Source organism: Mycobacterium genavense ATCC 51234 (assembly GCF_000526915.1).
Classification (GTDB): Bacteria; Actinomycetota; Actinomycetes; order Mycobacteriales; family Mycobacteriaceae; genus Mycobacterium; species Mycobacterium genavense.
On sequence record NZ_JAGZ01000018.1, the window covers coordinates 12073 to 30307 of the forward strand.

An 18235-nucleotide genomic window follows, 5' to 3' on the forward strand; every position below is an offset into this window, starting at 1 on the left:
ATTCGCCCGACCGACCATGAGGCGGCGCTGCGCCGAGACGGTAAGGCGGTAGATCGATGCAAAGCACGATGCAGGACTTTCCGCTGACCATCACCGCGATCATGCGGCACGGCTGCGGCGTCCATGGGGCCCGAACCGTCGCGACGGCGACCGGGGACGGCTATCGGCACACCACCTACCGCGAATTGGGGTGCCAGGCCGCCCAACTGGCCCACGCGTTGCGCGGCCTGGGCGTAACCGGCGACCAGCGCGTCGCGACGTTCATGTGGAACAACGCCGAGCACCTCACGGCGTACCTCGCCGCCCCGTCGATGGGTGCGGTGCTGCACACCCTCAACATCCGGCTCTTCCCCGAGCAGATCGCCTACGTCGCCAACGAAGCCGAAGACCGGGTGGTGCTGGTGGACATGTCACTGGCCAAGCTGCTCGCCCCGATACTGCCCGAGCTGGACACCGTGCACACCGTCATCGCGGTCGGCGACGGGGACACGGCGGCACTGCAGGAGTCGGGCAAGACGGTGCTGCGCTACGCGGAGCTGATCGAGTGCGAGTCGACCGAATTCGACTGGCCGGACCTCGACGAAAAATCGGCCGCCGCGATGTGCTACACGAGTGGCACCACCGGTAACCCCAAAGGTGTTGTCTACAGCCATCGTTCGAGCTTCTTGCACACCATGGCCGCGTGCAGCACCAACGGGATCGGGGTGGGGGCCTGCGACCGGGTGCTGCCCATCGTGCCGATGTTCCACGCCAACGCGTGGGGGCTGCCTTACGCGGCCGTGATGGCCGGCGCCGACCTGGTGCTGCCCGATTGCCACCTAAACGCGCGATCGGTGATCGACATGATCGAGAAGCTGCGGCCCACCCTGGCCGGCGCGGTCCCGACCATCTGGAACGACGTGCTGCATCACCTGGAAAAAGAGCCCGACCACGACATCTCGTCGCTGCGGCTGGTGGCCTGCGGCGGCTCGGCCGTTCCGGTGTCGATGATGCGTACCTTCGAAGACAAATACAACGTCCAGATTCGGCAGCTGTGGGGCATGACCGAAACGTCGCCGCTGGCCACGCTGGCCTGGCCGCCGATCGGAACCCCGGAGGAGCGACACTGGGCCATCCGCGGCACCCAGGGCCAGCCGATCTGCGGGGTGCAGATGCGCATCGTCGCCGACGACGGCACCGTGTTGCCCAACGACGGCGAGGCGGAGGGCGAGGTCGAAGTCCGCGGCCCGTGGATCACCGGCTCCTACTACCTCGGCCCTCGGCCGGGACGACTCCAAATTCGATTCCGGCTGGTTGCGTACCGGCGATGTCGGCCGCATCGACGCCGACGGCTTCGTCACCTTCACCGACCGCGCCAAGGACGTGATCAAGTCGGGCGGGGAATGGATCTCCTCGGTCGAGTTGGAGAACTGCCTGATCGGCCATCCCGACGAACGGTGGCAGGAACGCCCGCTCGCCGTCGTCGTCCTCAACGAAGGTGCGTCGGTCAGCGCCGGCGAGTTGCGAAAGTTCTTGTCGGACAAGGTCGTTCGTTGGTGGCTACCTGAGAGGTGGGCCTTTGCCGACGAGATCCCGCGCACCAGCGTCGGCAAGTACGACAAGAAGGCCATCCGGGCCCGGCACGCGGACCACCGATACGACGTCACCGAGGCGCGCGACTGAGGCTCGCTGAAAGGGATTGATCCATGGCACATTCGCGGGTCTTCGCAGAGTCGCTGGTCATACCGGTTCCGGTCGAGCAGGCCTTTCACCGCATTCTGCCGGCGCCGCTGCCGGAGCTCTTCAGCCACCGGCACGGGGTGTTCCCTCCGATCGAGGAGGTGCGCGACCAGACCGGCGCGTGGGATGCCGCGGGCCAGACCCGCACCGTGGTGCTGGCCGGCGGCGGCAGCACCCGCGAGGAGCTCACCAGCGTCGACCCGCCCCGTTCGTTCGGCTACCGACTCGACGATGTCACCGGCCCGATGGCCTTGCTCGTCGACCATGTGCTGGGGGAGTGGACCTTCGCGCCGGCCGCCGGCGGCACCGAGGTCACCTGGCGCTGGGACATCCACCCGTGCTCGGCCCTGGCCGCACTGGCGCTTCCGGTGTTCGGCCGGATGTGGAAGGGCTACGCGCGCCAGGCGCTGCGCGACCTGTCCGGGATGCTGACGCGCTGAGCCGCAACCCTATTCGGTAGCGTCGAGCCCATGTGTCGACTCTTTGGCCTGCACGCCGGGACGCACGCCTGCACCGCGATCTTCTGGCTACTGGACGCACCCGACAGCCTGGCCGAGCAGAGCCGGCGCAATCCGGACGGCACCGGCCTGGGTGTCTTCGAGGCGAACGGCGAACCGCGGCTGTACAAGGAGCCGATAGCGGCGTGGCAGGACGCCGAGTTCGCCACCGAAGCACACCGCAAGACCGGTACCACGTTCGTCGCCCATGTGCGCTACGCGACGACCGGATCGCTCGACATCCGCAACACCCACCCGTTCTTGCAGGACGGCCGGATCTTCGCGCACAACGGTGTGCTCGAGGGACTTCCGCTTCTCGACGAGCGGCTGCGCGAGGTCGGCGCCGACGACCTGGTGCTGGGTCAGACCGATTCGGAGCGGGTGTTCGCGCTGATGACCGCCTCGATCCGCGCGGCCGGCGGCGACGTCTCCGCCGGCATCACCGACGCGATGACCTGGCTCGCGGACAACGTGCCGATCTACGCGGTCAACGTGTTGCTGTGTACGGCCATCGACATGTGGGCGTTGCGCTACCCGGCAACTCACCAGCTCTGCCTGCTGGACCGCCGCGACGAGTCCGCGGAAGCACCCGACGCGGCATTCGACCTGCGTACCAAGCGGATTCACGCGCAGTCCGACCTGCTGTGCACTCGGCCGTCGGTAGTGTTTGCCACCGAGCCGATGGACGACGACCCGCGCTGGCGCCTCTTGCACCCCGGCGAGCTGGTGCACGTCGACGGCTCGCTGCAGATTCACCGAACGATGATCCTGCCCGACCAGCCGAAGCACCTGCTGCGCCGGGAGGAGCTCAGCGTGCCGGTCGAACACGCGCAGCACGCGCTGCCCAACACCCGGAAGTTGTGACATGACGACCAAACGTGCCCTGGTGCTGGCCGGCGGGGGAATAGCCGGAATCGCTTGGGAGACGGGGATTCTGCAGGGCATCGCCGACGAGTCACCGGCGGCGGCGCGGCTGCTGCTGGACTCGGAGGTACTGCTCGGCACGTCGGCGGGTTCGGCGGTCGCCGCCCAGATCGGCAGCGGTGCCACGCTGGAGGAGTTGTTCGAGCGCCAAGTCGCCGAGACGTCGGGCGAGATCGACTCCGGCGTCGACGTCGAGACCGTCACCGAGCTGTTCCTGACCGCGCTGGCCGAGCCCTACGACGACTCGCTGGACAGGACGCGCCAGCAGATGCGGCGCATCGGGGCGGTGGCGCTGGGCAGCAAGACCGTTCCCGAGCCGGTTCGCCGCCAGGTGATCGCGCAACGCCTGCCCTCGCACGACTGGCCGCGCCGCGTGCTGCGCATCACCGCGATCGACACGGCCACCGGCGAATGGGTGATTTTCGACGCCGAATCGCGGGTGGAGCTCGTCGATGCGGTGGCGGCCAGTTGCGCGGTGCCGGGAGCGTGGCCGCCGGTGACGATCGACGACCGCCGGTACATGGACGGTGGGATCGCCAGCTCGGTGAACCTCGATGCCGCCCGCGACTGCGATGCGGCGGTGGTGCTGGTGCCCTCGGCGCCCGACGCGCCCGCGCCGTTCGGCGACGGGCCAGCCGCCGAGATCGAGGCATTCGCCGGCGCGGCATTCGGGGTATTCGCCGACGCCGACTCGTTGAAAGCGTTCGGGCCCAACGTGTTAGACCCGCGCTATCGCGTCAGCTCGGCGGCGGCGGGACGGGAACAGGGCCGCCGCGAAGCCGCTGCCGTGGCTCGGTTCCTGGGCGTCTGATCAGGCCCCCAATCCCGTCAGCTCGCACAGCGCGGTGCGGTGGCCTTCGGCGATCTTGTCGACCGCGCTGGCGATGTCGCCTTCGCTGTGGTTGGCCATCACCTGCAGCCGGAAGCGCGCCTGCCCCCGGGCTTCCGCCGGGTACTCAACGAGGTTGGCCACCAACCCGTTTCGATGCAATTGCCGGCTCACCAGGCGGGCCACGGCTTCGCTGCCCATCTTGACCGAGCCGATCGGAGAAGGCTCTCCGTAGACATCGAAGCCCGCGTCGGCCAGGCGTGCCCGCAGCTGCAAGACGTTGGACATGCACTGGTGCCGCAGCTGCGCGCCTTCCGGGCTGTCGACGATGTCGAAGGCCTTCCCCACGATGGCCGCCTGGATCGGCGACAGGGCGTTGGAGAACGTGTTCGGCGAGGCGTAGTAACGCAGGTATTCGGTCACCCGGCGATGCTTGGTCGCCACGAAGCCGCCGTTGGAGGCGAAGGTCTTGGAGAAGGATCCCATCACCAGGTCGACCTTGCCCATCATGCCCTGCAGGCCGATGTGGCCGCGGCCGTCGAGGCCGATCGAGCCGAGATCGTGCGCGACGTCGACCACCAGTGTCGCCTTGAATTCGCGTGCCAAATCTTGCAATTCGGCGATGTCGGGAGTGTCCGAGTCCATCGAGAACAGCGACTCGGTCACCACCATGATGCCGTGGTCACGGTCCTGGGCGCGAACGGCGGCCAGCTTCGCGCGAGCGTCGGCGATGTCGTTGTGGGCGAACAGGTGCACATTGCGCGTCGCCGCGGCGGCCCCCTCCTGCAGGCAGGCGTCGGCGAGCCGGTCCATGACGATGTGGTCGTCCGGCCGCACCAGCCCCTTGACCACCCCATAACCGGCGGCCCATCCGGTGGAGAACAGGCTGACGTAGGCGGCGTCGACAAAATTTGCGATCTTGCGCTCCAGCGCGAGCGACACCGACGTGTTCCCCACCAGAGCCGGTGAACCGGCGCTGTGGACTCCGTAGTCGTCGATCGCCGCCCGTGCCGCGGCTTTGATCTCAGGATGACCGGACAGCGAAAGATAGTCCTGCGACGCGAAATTCACGCCCGACATGGTCCGGCCGCCGTCGTCGTGCACGGTGGCATGACGCCGCGGACCGGCCTCGGTGGCCCGGCCGAATGGCCACAGACCGTGTTCGCGCCGGCAGTCTTGCCATCGATAGAAGCGGTCGACGCGCGCAATGATGTCGTCGCCGCCCAGCGCCCGGAAGTCCTGCATGCTGCCGTCCAGCGTCGCCGGGTCAGTTGCCTCGGCGACCGATGCGGCCTCGGGGATGTCCACTGCGAGAGTCACTGCGCTCCTTGGGATTTGATCTTGGTCCCTAACCAGAGTCGGGCGCGCCAAGATTACTAGGCTCGTGTTAAATAGCCTGTGAATCGCGCAGTGATTGACTCTTAACAGTGTCGGTCGCACATCTGAAAGCTCTGGGAATCCGTGAAAGTCCCGCGTCGCGGCGATGGGACGCTATGATGTCGCGGCTGGGTCGGAGTGAGGGAATTCCGAACCGACGCAACGTCTCTCGGAATTCAGCCGTCGATCGCGGGCGGTTCGTCGGCCGGGTGCTCGAGCGCGTCGAGAGCCTGATCGGCCAGCAGCCGGCCGACGTCGATCACCTCTGCTGCGCGGTGGAAATCCAGGCTCCGGCACGTCGAACGCGGGACCTCGATCAACAGGTCGGGTGGGTAGGCCGACAGCATGTGGCGAGTGAGCGCCGACTGGGCGATGTCGAAGGCCCGGTACATCACCTCGAAGCTGCCCAGCTTCGGAACCCCCGGCGCCTCCACGAGCTCGTCGGCGTCGTCGTCGTCCTCGTCCGAGTAGGTGTCCACGCCGAAGCGGCCCAACACGGCACGCGCGGTGGGCCGGTCCAGCAGCGACCGCACGGCCGACGTGTCCAGCAGCGCGGTCGTGCTGCGCACCATGCGGTTCAGCAACTCAACGGTGGCACCGGGCTCGGGCTCGCGTTTCGCGATCACCTCGCTACCGCTGACGCCCACGGCGATGGTCAGGTCGGCATTGACCCCCGCGAGTGGGGCCATCGGCAGCGGATCCAGGATCCCGCCGTCGGCCAGCAGCCGCCCGCCGACCTCGTGCGGAGGGATCACCCCCGGAATCGCGATGGATGCCCGGATCGCCTGGTCGAGCGGACCGTGCTGAAACCACACCGACTTGCCGGCCAGCAGGTCGGTGGCCACCGCGGTGTAGGGGATCGGCAGTTCCTCGATTGCGACCGGACCGAGGATGTCGCGCACCGCCTCGAGGATCTTTTCGGCCCGCATCACCCCCGCCGCGCTGATCGACGGGTCGAGCAACCGCAGGATGGTGCGCTGCGTCAGCGACTTGGCCCAGTCGGCGAACTCGTCGAGCCGCCCGGCGGCCTGCAACCCGCCGATCATCGCGCCCATCGACGAGCCGGTGATTCCAACGATCTCGAAGCCGCGGTCCTGCAGCGCCTCGATCACCCCGATGTGGGCATAGCCGCGGGCGCCGCCGCTCCCGAGTGCCATGGCGACCCGGGGACGTGGTGATCGACGCGCGACGGCTTCGCCAGACACCCCTACATTTTGCGTGCCGGATCCGGCCCGCGCCGGGTCGGGTCGGCACTTTTTTCACCCATGATCGCAATTGCGCGGGAGTTCGAACGACGCTAGTCGCATTCGTCGTTGGCGGAGGCCCGCGCGGCGGTGATTACCGCCGCCTGCCGGGCCGGCGTCAGATCGGCCCACCTGATGTTCCAGCTGCTCGCGGTGGCCGTCGGCGACGTTTGGACCATCGCCAAATACGGCTCGAACTGGGATTCCCCGGTCTTGGGTCGCGCCGCCATCCACAGTTTTGCGGCATGACAGGCCTGGTAGTACTCCTCTTCGGTCGATTCGGCGGGGACGTCGACCTTGGTTGTCACCCCGGCCGGGGACAGGCCGACGGCCACCGCCGCCGCCGAGGTGACGCCCCACGGGCCGGCTGACGGTTGCGGGGGCGACGTGACCTTGCCGGCGCGGGCGCCATCCGACGAGCACCCCGCCAGTCCGATCGAACTCGCCACGACGAGTGCGCCCCATAACAGGGGGCGCCGACTGAACGACCGCACGGCCTCAATCTATGCAACACTGGCGGCCGTGATGGAGCGCTTCGGATTTTGCGAGTGTTGTCGGCCTAAACGCGCCGCCCTCGCCCAATCCGATTCGTTGTGGAGTTCTGCCATGTCCGTGTCCGTCGCCCGTTCCGCTGCGTTGCGCCCACCGATCCTCGCGTCGCCCTGCGCCGGCCCCACCCGGCTGCGGGTTCCCGACCTGCTGCACGCCACCGACCAGGCCGCCGATGATGTGCTCAGCGGCCGTTGCGACCACCTGCTGCCGGCGGGCGGGGTGCCGGACTCGCGGCGCTGGTTCACCCGCATCCACGGCGACGACGAGCTCGACGTCTGGCTGATCAGCTGGGTTCCCGGTCACGCCACCGAGTTGCACGATCACGGCGGGTCGCTGGGCGCGCTGACCGTGGTGTCCGGATCGCTCAACGAATTCCGTTGGGACGGAAGAAGCTTGCGGCGACGCCGGCTCGATGCCGGTGATCAGGCCGGGTTCCCGCTGGGCTGGGTGCACGACGTGGTCTGGGCGCCCCGGCCGGTGGCGCGCCCGCTGCCCGGGACCGTCACCCCGATCAAGACGCCGGGGGCGCCGACGCTGAGCGTGCACGCGTATTCACCGCCGTTGAGCGCGATGTCGTACTACGAGATCACCGCGGACAGCAGGTTGCGCCGTCGGCGCACCGAACTGACCGATCAACCGGAGGGGACGCAATGAGCCGTATCGACGTGGTGTTGAGATCCGCCCGGCGCCGCTTTCGCCGGCTGGCGGCCACCGAGGTCCCCGATGCGCTGCGCCGCGGGGCGGTGCTCGTCGATATCCGGCCGCAGGTGCAGCGCTTCCGCGAGGGGGAGGTGCCGGGGGCGTTGGTGATCGAACGCAACGTCCTGGAATGGCGGTGCGACCCCACCAGCGATGCCCGCCTGCCGGAGGCCGTCGGCGACGACGTCGAATGGGTGATCGTGTGCTCGGAGGGCTACACCTCAAGCTTGGCCGCGGCCGCGCTGCTCGACATCGGGCTGCACCGGGCCACCGACGTCATCGGCGGTTTTCACGCGCTCGCCGGCGCGGGGGTGCTGGCCGAATTGGCCGGGAATCCGGACGTGCTGGCCAATGCCGGGGCGCCCGCCCGCCGCTGGCTCTAGCTAATCGTTGGCATGCAACAGCGGTCGCAGCCGCTCGGTCTTCTCCGGCGTCCACCCCGGCGGTGACAACACCGCCGCCCAGCCGTTGGCGACGTCGGCGACGTAGCGGTGGCCGTGCCCGTCGGGCACATCGACGGCAACCGCCATGTCCGCCGACACCTGCAGGAAAGTCACCACCGGGATCCAGCGCGTTTCCGGCAGCACGTCATATCCCCGCCGTTCGCGCAGCCAATCCGGCTCGCTGAACAGCAGACCCGGTGTCCACCAGGCGATCGGGTCGGAGGCGTGCTGCAGATACACCACCCGCGGGCGGCCCCACGGGTCCTCGGGGCGGTCCAGATTGCTTGGGCGCGCGACGAATCGGACGTTGTGGCCGTCGTTGTAGATGGGCAGCTACTCCGGTGAACCGGCGTCTCGGGTGGCGGTCAGATCCGTCCAGATCGTGTTGTTGAACGTCAGCCCGCTGAACAGGGCGCCGTGGGTGCGGGCCAACACGTTGTTGAGGCTCATGAACGGCGCCTCAGCCCGAACGAGCCCAGGCTCTCGCCGAACACCACCAGCTTGGGACGGTGCCCCTCGGGCAGTTGCCGGATCAGCCTGTCGACGGCCTCGAACAAGGCCTGGCCGGCGTGGCGGGCGTTCTCCTTGTCCACCAGAAATGAGAGCCAGCTCGGCAGGAACGAGTACTGCATGCTGACGATCGCGGTGTCGCCGTTGTACATGTACTCCAGCGCCGAGGCTTCGGCTTCGTTGATCCAGCCGGTCCCGGTAGTCGTTGCGACCGCGACGATTTCGCGCTGTAAGCCGCCTTCGCGCTGCAGTTCACGCGCCGCCAGCTCGGCGGCCGCGGTGATGCCGTCCGCGGAATTCAGGCCGGCGTAGGCGCGGATCGGTTCGGCGGCCGGCGCGCCGTTGAACTTGGTCAGCTGGTCGACGGTCGGGCCGCCGCTGACGAAGATGCGGCCCTGGTGGCCCAGCGATTCCCACGACACCAGCGACTGCGGACCACCGGATCGCAGCGGGCTTTTCGGCATGGCGATCGCGGGATTCATTTCGTTGTTGGTCGTGGCGAAGGTGTTGTTCATGGTGCGCATCGCGAACTTGAGCACGACGCCGTTGAGCACCGTGATCGTCAACACCACCAGCAGCACCACCACGATGGTCACCGAGAGGCGAAACGGCGCGATCCGATCCAGTTGTCCCACAAGGAAACTGACCAGTATCCGGATGGCTTGGCCGATTTCGACGACGGTGAACAGCACGATGACGGACAGGATCGCGGCCGTGGGGTAGTCGTACCACTTCAGGTGTCCGATCCCCATCAGGTCGCGCACGTCGTCCTGCCAGACGTGAAACCAGATCGCCATCAGCACCTGGACCACCAGGGCGACCGGGATCAATACCTTCCATGCCCAGCGCGGCGACGGCGGGCTGTAGTTCTTGGTGCGCATGTATCGGACCAGCCAGACCGAAAAGACGCCCAGCCCATAGCCGATGGCGCCGGAGAACCCGCTGACCAGCGCCTGGAAGATCGCGCCACGCGGCAGCATCGACGGTGTCATCGAGAACCAGATGAAGATCAGGCCGACCGTGGTGCCGGTGAAGGTGTAGTGGGGAACCCAAAATGGCTTGGTCGCGATGTCCACCAGTCCGGTGGTGTCGGGGTCTTCTTGCGCCGCGTCGGGTTTGGTGGCGACGCTTGCCTGCGGGCCCGCGACTTGGGCTGCGCCGGCCGCCGATTGGTCGTCGGCGCCGGTCGCAGAACCTGGCTCGCTCATGGGGGCATCTTAGCGATGCGTGAAGTGGGGATCCCGCTTCTCGACGAATGCCGCCATCCCCTCGGACTGGTCGTGGGTCGCGAAAGTCGAATAGAACAACCGTCGTTCGTAGAGCAGCCCCTCGGCCAGGGTGGATTCGAAGGCGCGGTTGACGGCTTCTTTGGCCATCCGGGATGCCGAAAGCGACATCCGCGAAATGGTGGTGGCGACGGCCTTGGCCTCGGTGAGCAGATCGTCGGCCGGCACCACCCGGGAAACCAGCCCGCTGCGTTCGGCCTCGTCGGCGCCGATGGTGCGACCGGTCAGGATCAGGTCCATCGCCTTGGCCTTGCCGATGGCGCGAGTGAGTCGCTGCGAACCGCCCATGCCCGGCAGCACACCGAGTTTGATCTCGGGCTGGCCGAATTTCGCGGTGTCCGCGGCGATCAGCAGGTCGCACATCATCGCCAGCTCGCAGCCACCGCCCAGTGCGTATCCGGCCACCGCGGCGATGGTCGGGGTGCGTACGGCGGCCAGCTTGCCCCAGGTGGCGAAGAAGTCGGCGCCGAACGCGTCGGCGAAGCTCAGCCCGGCCATCTCCTTGATGTCGGCACCCGCCGCAAAGGCCTTGCCGCCCGCGCCGGTGATGATGATCGCCCCGATACCCGAATCGTTGTCGAATTCGGTTGCCGCGCTGGTGACTTCGTTCATCACCTGGCTGTTGAGCGCGTTGAGCGCCTCCGGCCGGTTCAGCGTGATGATCCCGACCCGCTCGTCGCGCTCGACGAGGATGGTCTCATAGTTTGTGTTGCTCACCGCATCGCCTTTCTAGAATTTCAGGTCGTCGTCGACCGGCGCGAAATACGCCTCGATGTCGGCCGCGGAGACCCCGGCCAAGGTCGGCGGCGACCACTTCGGATTGCGATCTTTGTCGATGATCTGCGCGCGAATGCCTTCCACCAGATCGTGGGAGCGCGCCGAGGCCGACGATACTCGATAGTCTTGAACCAGAACGTCTTCCAGCGTTTCCATCTTTGCCGCCCGGCGCACCGCCTCCAGCGTCACCGATACCGCGATGGGGGATCGGGTGGCGATCAGGTCGGCGGCGTCGTGCGCTGGTTGGGCGTCATGGGCGCGCAGCGCCGCGATGATGTCCGCCACGGTGTCGCCGGCGAAGCATTCGTCGATCCAATCTCGTTGCGCGACAAGACTACTGGGTGGCGGCTCGACGGCGTGTGCGGCGAGCGCGCTGTCGACGTCGCCCGAGACGATGGCGGCGGTGAACGCCTCGAGTTGGTCGTGGCCGACGTAGTGGTCGGCGAATCCCAGAGCGATGGCGTCCGCGCCGTCGAACGGCGCGCCGGTCAGACCGGCGTACAAGCCGAGCGCCCCCGGCGCCCGGGACAGCAGAAACGCGCCGCCCACGTCGGGGATGAAACCGATGCCGACCTCCGGCATTGCGATCTTGGACTTTTCGGTCACCACCCGGACGCTGCTGTGCGCGCTGACGCCGACGCCACCGCCCATCACGATGCCGTCCATCAACGACACGTAAGGCTTGGGGAAGCGGCCGATCTGGCCGTTGAGCCGGTACTCGTCGCGCCAGAATTTGCGTACCTCTACGCCGTCCTTGCGGGCGCTGTGGTAGACCGCGACCACGTCGCCGCCGGCGCACAGCCCGCGCTCGCCGGCGCCGGACAGCACCACCGCGCGCACCGAATCGTCGTTTTCCCACCGCGTGAGCAGCGGGGCGAGCACGTCGACCATCGTCTGGTTCAGCGAGTTGATGGCCTTGGGGCGGTTGAGCGTGATCAGGCCGACGCCATTGTCGACACGGGTCAAAATCTCGTCGGATGTCTCGGTCGCGCCTTCGGTCACGCGCCAGCCTTTCATCGTTTCGAGGGCTTTACGGGTCGGTCATCTGTGCCCAGGGTGGCGCGGCGATGACTTCTGGGCCTTGACCAGCAATCTAGATCGTGACAACTGGGGCGATGCCCGCGGGTAAGGATCGGGTAAGGATTATGTTTGAGCCGACGACAGTCACCGAGCCCCGGATATACCCTGAAATAACCAGTTCCGCTGGGAACCTGGAAAGGCGGCTGATCGTTGAGCAGGTGTTCGCACAGCTCGAAGCCACAGTCTTAGAGAGGATCCGACGGTGCGGGAGACCAGTAACCCGGTATTTCGTTCGCTGCCCAAGCAGGGCGGCGGATACGCGCAATTCGGCACTGGCGCGGCCCAGATGCAGCAGGGGCACTACCAAGCTGACCCCTACCAGGCTCCATACCAGGAGGCCAAGGCCACCCGTCCGGTGACCATCGACGACGTCGTCACGAAGACCGGCATCACGCTGGGCGTGCTGACCGTCTCGGCGATCGTTTCCTACTTCCTGGTGGCCAACAATCTCGCGCTGGCGATGCCGCTGACCCTGATCGGGGCGCTCGGCGGTTTCGTGCTGGTGATGATCGCGATGTTCGGCCGCAAGCAGGACAACCCGGGGATCGTGCTGAGTTACGCCGTTCTCGAGGGCCTGTTCCTCGGCGCGGTCTCGTTCGTCTTCGCCAACTTCCAGGTGTCGAACGTCAACGCCGGCGCGCTGATCGGTGAGGCGGTCCTGGGCACCTTCGGGGTGTTCTTCGGAATGGTCGTCGTCTACAAGACCGGCGCCATTCGGGTCACGCCCAAGTTCACCCGCTGGGTGGTCGGCGCGATGTTCGGTGCGTTGGCCCTGATGATCGGCAACCTGGTGCTCGGCATGTTCGGTGTCGGTGGCGGTGCGGGCCTCGGCCTGCGCAGCGGCGGACCGCTGGCGATCCTGTTCTCGCTGGTCGTGATTGGTATCGCCGCGTTCAGTTTCCTGATCGACTTCGACGCGGCCGACCAGATGATCCGCGCGGGAGCGCCCGAGAAGGCGGCGTGGGGCATCGCGCTCGGCCTGACCGTGACGCTGGTCTGGCTGTACCTCGAGATCCTGCGTCTGCTCAGTTATCTGCAGAACGATTAGTTTTCTACGACAAGAGCCGGCACACGTACGGGCGTGCCGGATTTTGTCTGCGCTGGAGAAGGCTTGCCGGCGTTGCGTGTGCGGCTGCGGCCTTGAGTGTGCGGCTACTGCTGTCTGGCCCTGCGTGTCGCCCAGCCTGGGGGCACACGCAAAGCCCAGGACGCACACGCAACGCTGACTCAACGACCTAGCTGAGCCGCTCGAAGATCATGGCCATGCCCTGCCCACCGCCGACGCACATGGTTTCCAGGCCGAACGTCTTGTCGTGGGTCTGCAGGTTGTTGATCAGCGTGGCCGCGATCCGGGCGCCGGTCATGCCGAACGGGTGGCCCAGCGCGATCGCGCCGCCGGAGACGTTCAGCTTGTCCTCGTCCATGCCCAGCTCGCGGGCCGAGCCCAGCACCTGCACCGCGAAGGCCTCGTTGATCTCGTAGAGGTCGATGTCGTTGATCGACATGCCGGTCCGGACCAACGCCTGCTTGGACGCCTCGATCGGGCCCAGTCCCATGATCTCCGGCGAGAGGCCGCTGACGCCGGTGGATACGATGCGGGCCAGCGGCGTCAGACCCAGCTCCTTGGCCTTGGTGTCACTCATGATCACCAGCGCCGCCGCGCCGTCGTTGAGCGGGCAGGCGTTGCCCGCAGTCACTGTGCCGTTGGGCCGGAACACCGGCTTGAGCTCGCTGATCTTCTCGTAAGTGGTCCCGGGTCGCGGGCCGTCGTCGGTGCTCACCGTGGTGCCGTCGGGCAGCGTCACCGGCGAGATCTCCCGCTCGAAGAACCCGCTCTTGATCGCCTCCTCGGCGCGGTTCTGGCTGCGCACGCCCCAGTAGTCCTGGTCTTCGCGGCTGATGCCGGTCAACAGTGCCACGTTCTCCGCGGTCTGCCCCATCGCGATGTAGATGTCGGGCAGGGTGTCGTCCGAGCGCGGGTCGTGCCACTCGTCGGCGCCGCCGGCCGCGGCCGCGGAGCGCTCCTGCGCCTCGCTGAACAGCGGGTTCTTGGTGTCCGGCCAGGAGTCGGCGCTGCCCTTGGCGAACCGGGACACGGTTTCCACCCCCGCCGAGATGAACACGTCGCCCTCGCCGGCCTTGATCGCATGGAAGGCCATCCGGGACGTCTGCAGCGACGACGAGCAGTACCGGTTGACCGTGGTGCCGGGCAGAAAGTCGTAGCCCAGTTCGACGGCGACGACGCGGGCCAGGTTGAACCCGGACTCACCGCCGGGCTGGCCGCAGCCCAGGATCAGGTCGTCGATGTGATGCGGGTTGAGAGCGGGGACCTTGTCGAGGGCGGCGCGCACCATCTGGGCGGCCAGGTCGTCGGGCCGCATGTTGACCAGCGACCCCTTCGTGGCGCGCCCGATCGGCGAGCGGGCGGCGGAGACGATGACGGCTTCGGGCATGACGGTTCCCTCCAAGATGTTCGCTCGCGTGAAGTGCGGGTGGCAGATCCACCCCGACGCGCTAAGGCATATCTAGACGGTGCCGATTAATCAGTTCGACGACGGGGCGGCCTCGCTGGGCGCCGGGCGCCGCCACAGCCGCGACATGGCGCTGAGCGGGGTGTGGCCGCCGGTGACCATGGGTGTCTCGGCGCGCGCGGCCCGGTTCAGCACCGGACCCTCGATCTGTTCGCCCAGCGCATCGCAGAGCGCCACCAGCAGTTGCGCGGCGGCCAAGGCGTACGCGGTGGGCGAGGGGTGAAAGCCGTCCGCAGAGAACATCAGCTCGGGAGTGGCCCGGAATTGGGGAGCCAGCAGGTGCGCCAGCGGCACCGGCACGCCGCCGGCGGACCGCACGGCCGTGGTCTGCGCGCGGGCGAGCTGTCGGGTCCGCGCGTGGGCCAGCGACCGCAACGGTTGGGGGATCGCGGAGATCACGCCCAGATCCGGGCAGGTGCCGACGACCACGACCGCGCCCCGCGACCGCAGCTTGCGCACCATGCGGCCCAGCCGTCGCGCGGACTGGCTGATCCCGTTCAGGGCGGTCACATCGTTGGCGCCGATCATCATCACGGCCGCGTCCGGCGGTGGCCCGGCCACGAACATCGCGTCGACCTGCCTGCAGACGCCCTTCGACGTGGCCCCGACAATTGCCTTGGTGCTCAACCGAATACGTTTGCCGCTCTGCTCGGCAAGGCCGCGCGCGATCAACACGCCCGGCACTCCTTCGGCGCTCGCGCAGCCGTACCCGGTGGCGGTCGAGTCGCCGAAGATCATCAGGTGCAGATCCGCGGACATGCCGCGCTGCCAGCGTTCCACCGGGCCGCCGCCGGGTGAGTACACGCCGTCGGCGCGGGGCGGGATGTCCCAGGCCCTGGGGATGACGGTGCGCGCGTGGGTTGCCTGGCCGACGAGCAAATTCCGCGCCCCCAGATAGGCCGTACCTGTCGAGGCGACTGCGCCCGCCGTGGCCAGGGCGATTGTCGAAAGACGTGGCACCCTAACGGTCACGGGATCAGTTTAGATCGACTGTCGTGTTTGCGCGGACACCCGGCAAACAATGCGGTCACGTTGTGAATCAGATGTGGTATCAAATCAGACTCTTCAAACGTTCCTTTAAGAAATGCCTGCGAAGCTAAGTTTAACGGGTTGGCTGAACGACTCGGCGCACGAATTGAACTGGGCGCTCGGCTTGCTCGTCACATGCTGTATCGCACTACAAAGGCGTAGGAGTGTCGAGCATGACCGCAGTTAGCACGGTTTCCGGTGCACCCCGGAATGCCGCCCACCTTCGCGATTTGCTGAAGTCACGCAGGGCCGCGGCGCGCAAATTCGCGATCAGCGACGGCGCCCTGGTCGAGGTTCTCGAATCCGGCCCCAGTGTCCAGGGACGAGTGGCCACATTGGCCTCCCGTGTCACCATCCGGCCGATCCTCACCGCCGGCAGCTACGCGCCCACCGTGCCCTGGCCCTGGGGTCTGATCGACCTCGCGGCCAGGGCCTTGCTGCCGGTGTCGCCCACCGTGCGAAACACCGTGAAATTGCCGCATGCGTCGGCGCAGTTGGTTCGCGGACCGGGCGTGCTACCGGCCGACGGCGCCCGGCGCGTGGTGCTCTACTTCCACGGCGGTGCCTTCTTGATCTGCGGAGCAAACTCGCACGGCCGGGTGGTGGAAGCGATCTCGAAATTTGCCGACGCACCCGTGCTGGTGGTCAATTACCGGCTGTTGCCCAAGCACTCGGTCGGCATGGCGGTGCAGGACTGTCACGACGCCTACCGGTGGTTGCGGCGGCGCGGGTTCGAACCGGATCAGATCGTGCTCGCCGGCGACTCCGCGGGCGGGTATCTCGCGCTGACTCTCGCGCAACGACTTCAATCCGAGGGCGAGGAGCCGGCGGCGCTGGTGGCGATCTCGCCACTGCTGCAGCTAGCAAAGGAATTCAAGCAGGCGCACCCCAATATCAAGACCGATGCGATGTTCGGCGCAAAGGCGTTCGACGCACTCGTCGAATTGGTTGCCAGTGCGGCGCAGAAGAACATCGTCGACGGCAAGGCCGAGGAGATCTACGAACCTCTCGAGCACATCAAGCCCGGCCTGCCGCGCACGCTGATCCACGTCTCCGGATCCGAGGTGTTGCTGCACGACGCGCGGTTGGCGGCGAGCCGGTTGGCGGCCGCCAGGGTACCGGCCGAAGTTCGGGTCTGGCCCGGCCAAGTTCACGACTTCCAGCTGGCGGCCCCGCTGGTGCCCGAGGCGGTCCGTTCGCTGCGCCAAATCGGGGAGTACATCCGCGAAGCCACCGGTTAGCCCATCCCGTCCGCGGCGAGAGTGGGTGTGCGCGGCCAGAAATCGCCTGAGACGATGAACGCATGCGAATTGCGCAGCACATCAGTGACATCATCGGCGGCACGCCACTGGTTCGCCTGAACTCCGTCATCTCCGCCGGTGCTGGCACGGTCGCGGCAAAGGTCGAATACCTCAACCCGGGCGGTAGCTCCAAGGACCGCATCGCGGTGAAGATGATCGACGCCGCCGAGGCCGCCGGGCTGCTCAAGCCGGGCGGCACGATCGTCGAACCCACCTCGGGCAACACCGGCGTCGGCCTGGCCCTGGTCGCCCAGCACCGCGGCTACAAGTGCGTGTTCGTCTGCCCCGACAAGGTCAGCGAGGACAAGCGCAACGTGCTGATCGCCTACGGCGCGGAGGTGGTGGTGTGCCCGACGGCGGTGCCGCCGGAACACCCGGACAGCTACTACAGCGTCTCCGACCGGCTGGTCGACGAGATCGACGGCGCCTGGAAGCCCGATCAATACGCCAACCCGCAGGGCCCGGCCAGCCACTACGCGACCACCGGTCCCGAGATCTGGGCCGACACCGACGGCAAGGTCACCCACTTCGTCGCCGGCATCGGCACCGGCGGGACGATCACCGGCGCGGGTCGCTACCTCAAGGAGGTATCCGGCGGTGCGGTGCGCATCGTCGGTGCGGACCCCGAAGGGTCGGTGTACTCGGGCGGCACCGGCTGGCCCTATCTGGTCGAAGGGGTCGGTGAGGATTTCTGGCCAGCAGCCTACGACCCGACGGTGCCCGACCAGATCATCGCGGTCTCCGACTCCGATTCGTTCGACATGACCCGCCGGTTGGCCCGGGAAGAAGCCCTGCTGGTCGGCGGCTCGTGCGGGATGGCCGTGGTGGCCGCGGCGAAGGTGGCCGAGGAAGCCGGGCCGGACGCGCTGGTCGTCGTGTTGCTTCCCGACGGCGGCCGCGGCTACATGTCGAAGATCTTCAACGACGCGTGGATGTCGTCGTACGGTTTTCTGCGCACCCGCCTGGACGGCTCGACGGAGCAGCCCACGGTCGGTGACGTGCTGCGCGGCAAGTCCGGCGCGCTGCCCGACCTGGTCCATACCCACCCGACCGAGACGGTGCGCGACGCCATCGGCATCCTGCGCGAGTACGGGGTGTCCCAAATGCCCGTGGTCGGCGCCGAACCGCCGGTGATGGCCGGTGAGGTCGCCGGCAGTGTCTCCGAGCGCGAACTGCTGTCGGCGGTTTTCGAGGGCCGCGCCAAATTGGCCGACGCCGTCTCGGAGCACATGAGCCCGCCGCTGCCGATCATCGGTGCCGGCGAGCTGGTCGGTTCGGCCGGTAAGGCGCTGCGCGACTGGGACGCGCTGATGGTCGTCGAGGAGGGCAAACCCGTCGGGGTCATCACCCGATACGACCTGTTGGGCTTTCTGTCGGACGGGCCGCGGCGGCGTTGACGACGCGTGTCCGCAGCGTCCGGGACGCGCGGCTTCTCAG

The 18235-nt window shown here is 67.5% G+C and carries 15 protein-coding genes and 2 pseudogenes; 9 read left to right on the plus strand and 8 right to left on the minus strand.

Annotated elements, in window-relative coordinates:
• Positions 1 to 56: 56 nt before the first annotated feature.
• The 4 genes and pseudogenes from T428_RS30560 (at position 57) to T428_RS0123605 (ending at position 3951) form a co-directional block, all read left to right on the plus strand.
• Positions 57 to 1662, plus strand: a pseudogene (locus T428_RS30560) (long-chain fatty acid--CoA ligase).
• A 23-nt stretch (positions 1663 to 1685) separates the two neighbouring features.
• The gene (locus T428_RS0123595; RefSeq protein ID WP_025738390.1) at positions 1686 to 2159 is read left to right on the plus strand and encodes an SRPBCC family protein; all 474 of its coding nucleotides are present in this window, start codon (positions 1686 to 1688) and stop codon (positions 2157 to 2159) included.
• A 30-nt stretch (positions 2160 to 2189) separates the two neighbouring features.
• Complete coding sequence (locus T428_RS0123600) at positions 2190 to 3080, plus strand: class II glutamine amidotransferase (RefSeq protein WP_025738391.1); 891 nt, start codon at positions 2190 to 2192, stop codon at positions 3078 to 3080.
• A gap of 1 nt (position 3081) precedes the next feature.
• Positions 3082 to 3951, plus strand: a complete 870-nt coding sequence (locus tag T428_RS0123605; RefSeq protein WP_025738392.1) for a patatin-like phospholipase family protein — start codon at positions 3082 to 3084, stop codon at positions 3949 to 3951.
• Here the strand turns inward: T428_RS0123605 and T428_RS0123610 are convergent, their stop codons facing one another.
• The 3 genes from T428_RS0123610 to T428_RS0123620 all read right to left on the minus strand — a co-directional run bounded on the left by T428_RS0123610 (position 3952) and on the right by T428_RS0123620 (position 7084).
• Positions 3952 to 5289, minus strand: a complete 1338-nt coding sequence (locus T428_RS0123610; protein ID WP_211244006.1) for an aminotransferase class I/II-fold pyridoxal phosphate-dependent enzyme — start codon at positions 5287 to 5289, stop codon at positions 3952 to 3954.
• A gap of 233 nt (positions 5290 to 5522) precedes the next feature.
• Positions 5523 to 6503: a patatin-like phospholipase family protein gene (locus T428_RS0123615; RefSeq protein WP_036468785.1), complete on the minus strand. Its 981-nt coding sequence runs from the start codon at positions 6501 to 6503 to the stop codon at positions 5523 to 5525.
• 140 nt (positions 6504 to 6643) lie between these two features.
• On the minus strand, positions 6644 to 7084 hold the full coding sequence (locus T428_RS0123620; RefSeq protein WP_211244007.1) for a lipoprotein LpqV: 441 nt from the start codon (positions 7082 to 7084) through the stop codon (positions 6644 to 6646).
• A gap of 112 nt (positions 7085 to 7196) precedes the next feature.
• Here T428_RS0123620 and T428_RS0123625 point away from each other — a divergent pair, with 112 nt between their 5' ends.
• Together T428_RS0123625 and T428_RS0123630 are read left to right on the plus strand one after the other, a co-directional pair.
• Positions 7197 to 7796, plus strand: a complete 600-nt coding sequence (locus T428_RS0123625) for a cysteine dioxygenase (protein ID WP_025738396.1) — start codon at positions 7197 to 7199, stop codon at positions 7794 to 7796.
• Complete coding sequence (locus tag T428_RS0123630) at positions 7793 to 8224, plus strand: rhodanese-like domain-containing protein (RefSeq protein WP_025738397.1); 432 nt, start codon at positions 7793 to 7795, stop codon at positions 8222 to 8224. Before T428_RS0123625 ends, T428_RS0123630 begins: the two co-directional genes overlap by 4 nt.
• Here T428_RS0123630 and T428_RS30565 read toward each other — a convergent pair.
• From T428_RS30565 to T428_RS0123645, 3 genes and pseudogenes are all read right to left on the minus strand, one after another.
• Positions 8225 to 10002, minus strand: a pseudogene (locus T428_RS30565) (alpha/beta hydrolase).
• A 9-nt stretch (positions 10003 to 10011) separates the two neighbouring features.
• The gene (locus T428_RS0123640; protein WP_025738398.1) at positions 10012 to 10797 is read right to left on the minus strand and encodes an enoyl-CoA hydratase; all 786 of its coding nucleotides are present in this window, start codon (positions 10795 to 10797) and stop codon (positions 10012 to 10014) included.
• A gap of 12 nt (positions 10798 to 10809) precedes the next feature.
• Entirely contained in the window at positions 10810 to 11859 is a 1050-nt protein-coding gene (locus T428_RS0123645; RefSeq protein WP_245605057.1) for an enoyl-CoA hydratase/isomerase family protein, read from the minus strand.
• Positions 11860 to 12139: 280 nt separating this feature from the next.
• Between T428_RS0123645 and T428_RS0123650 the strand changes: the two genes are divergently transcribed.
• Positions 12140 to 12985, plus strand: coding sequence for a Bax inhibitor-1/YccA family protein (locus T428_RS0123650; RefSeq protein ID WP_025738400.1), 846 nt, complete (start codon positions 12140 to 12142; stop codon positions 12983 to 12985).
• A gap of 187 nt (positions 12986 to 13172) precedes the next feature.
• On the opposite strand, the gene T428_RS0123655 is transcribed toward T428_RS0123650, so the two are convergent.
• Both T428_RS0123655 and T428_RS0123660 read right to left on the minus strand, forming a co-directional pair.
• Entirely contained in the window at positions 13173 to 14390 is a 1218-nt protein-coding gene (locus T428_RS0123655; RefSeq protein WP_025738401.1) for an acetyl-CoA C-acetyltransferase, read from the minus strand.
• 90 nt (positions 14391 to 14480) lie between these two features.
• The gene (locus T428_RS0123660; RefSeq protein WP_025738402.1) at positions 14481 to 15428 is read right to left on the minus strand and encodes an SGNH/GDSL hydrolase family protein; all 948 of its coding nucleotides are present in this window, start codon (positions 15426 to 15428) and stop codon (positions 14481 to 14483) included.
• Between the two features lie 242 nt (positions 15429 to 15670).
• Here T428_RS0123660 and T428_RS0123665 point away from each other — a divergent pair, with 242 nt between their 5' ends.
• Positions 15671 to 16738, plus strand: coding sequence for an alpha/beta hydrolase (locus T428_RS0123665; RefSeq protein ID WP_025738403.1), 1068 nt, complete (start codon positions 15671 to 15673; stop codon positions 16736 to 16738).
• Positions 16739 to 16800: 62 nt separating this feature from the next.
• Positions 16801 to 18195 carry a cystathionine beta-synthase gene (locus T428_RS0123670; protein WP_025738404.1) on the plus strand — a complete coding sequence of 465 codons (1395 nt, stop codon included), beginning with the start codon at positions 16801 to 16803 and terminating at the stop codon, positions 18193 to 18195.
• Positions 18196 to 18235 lie beyond the last annotated feature (40 nt).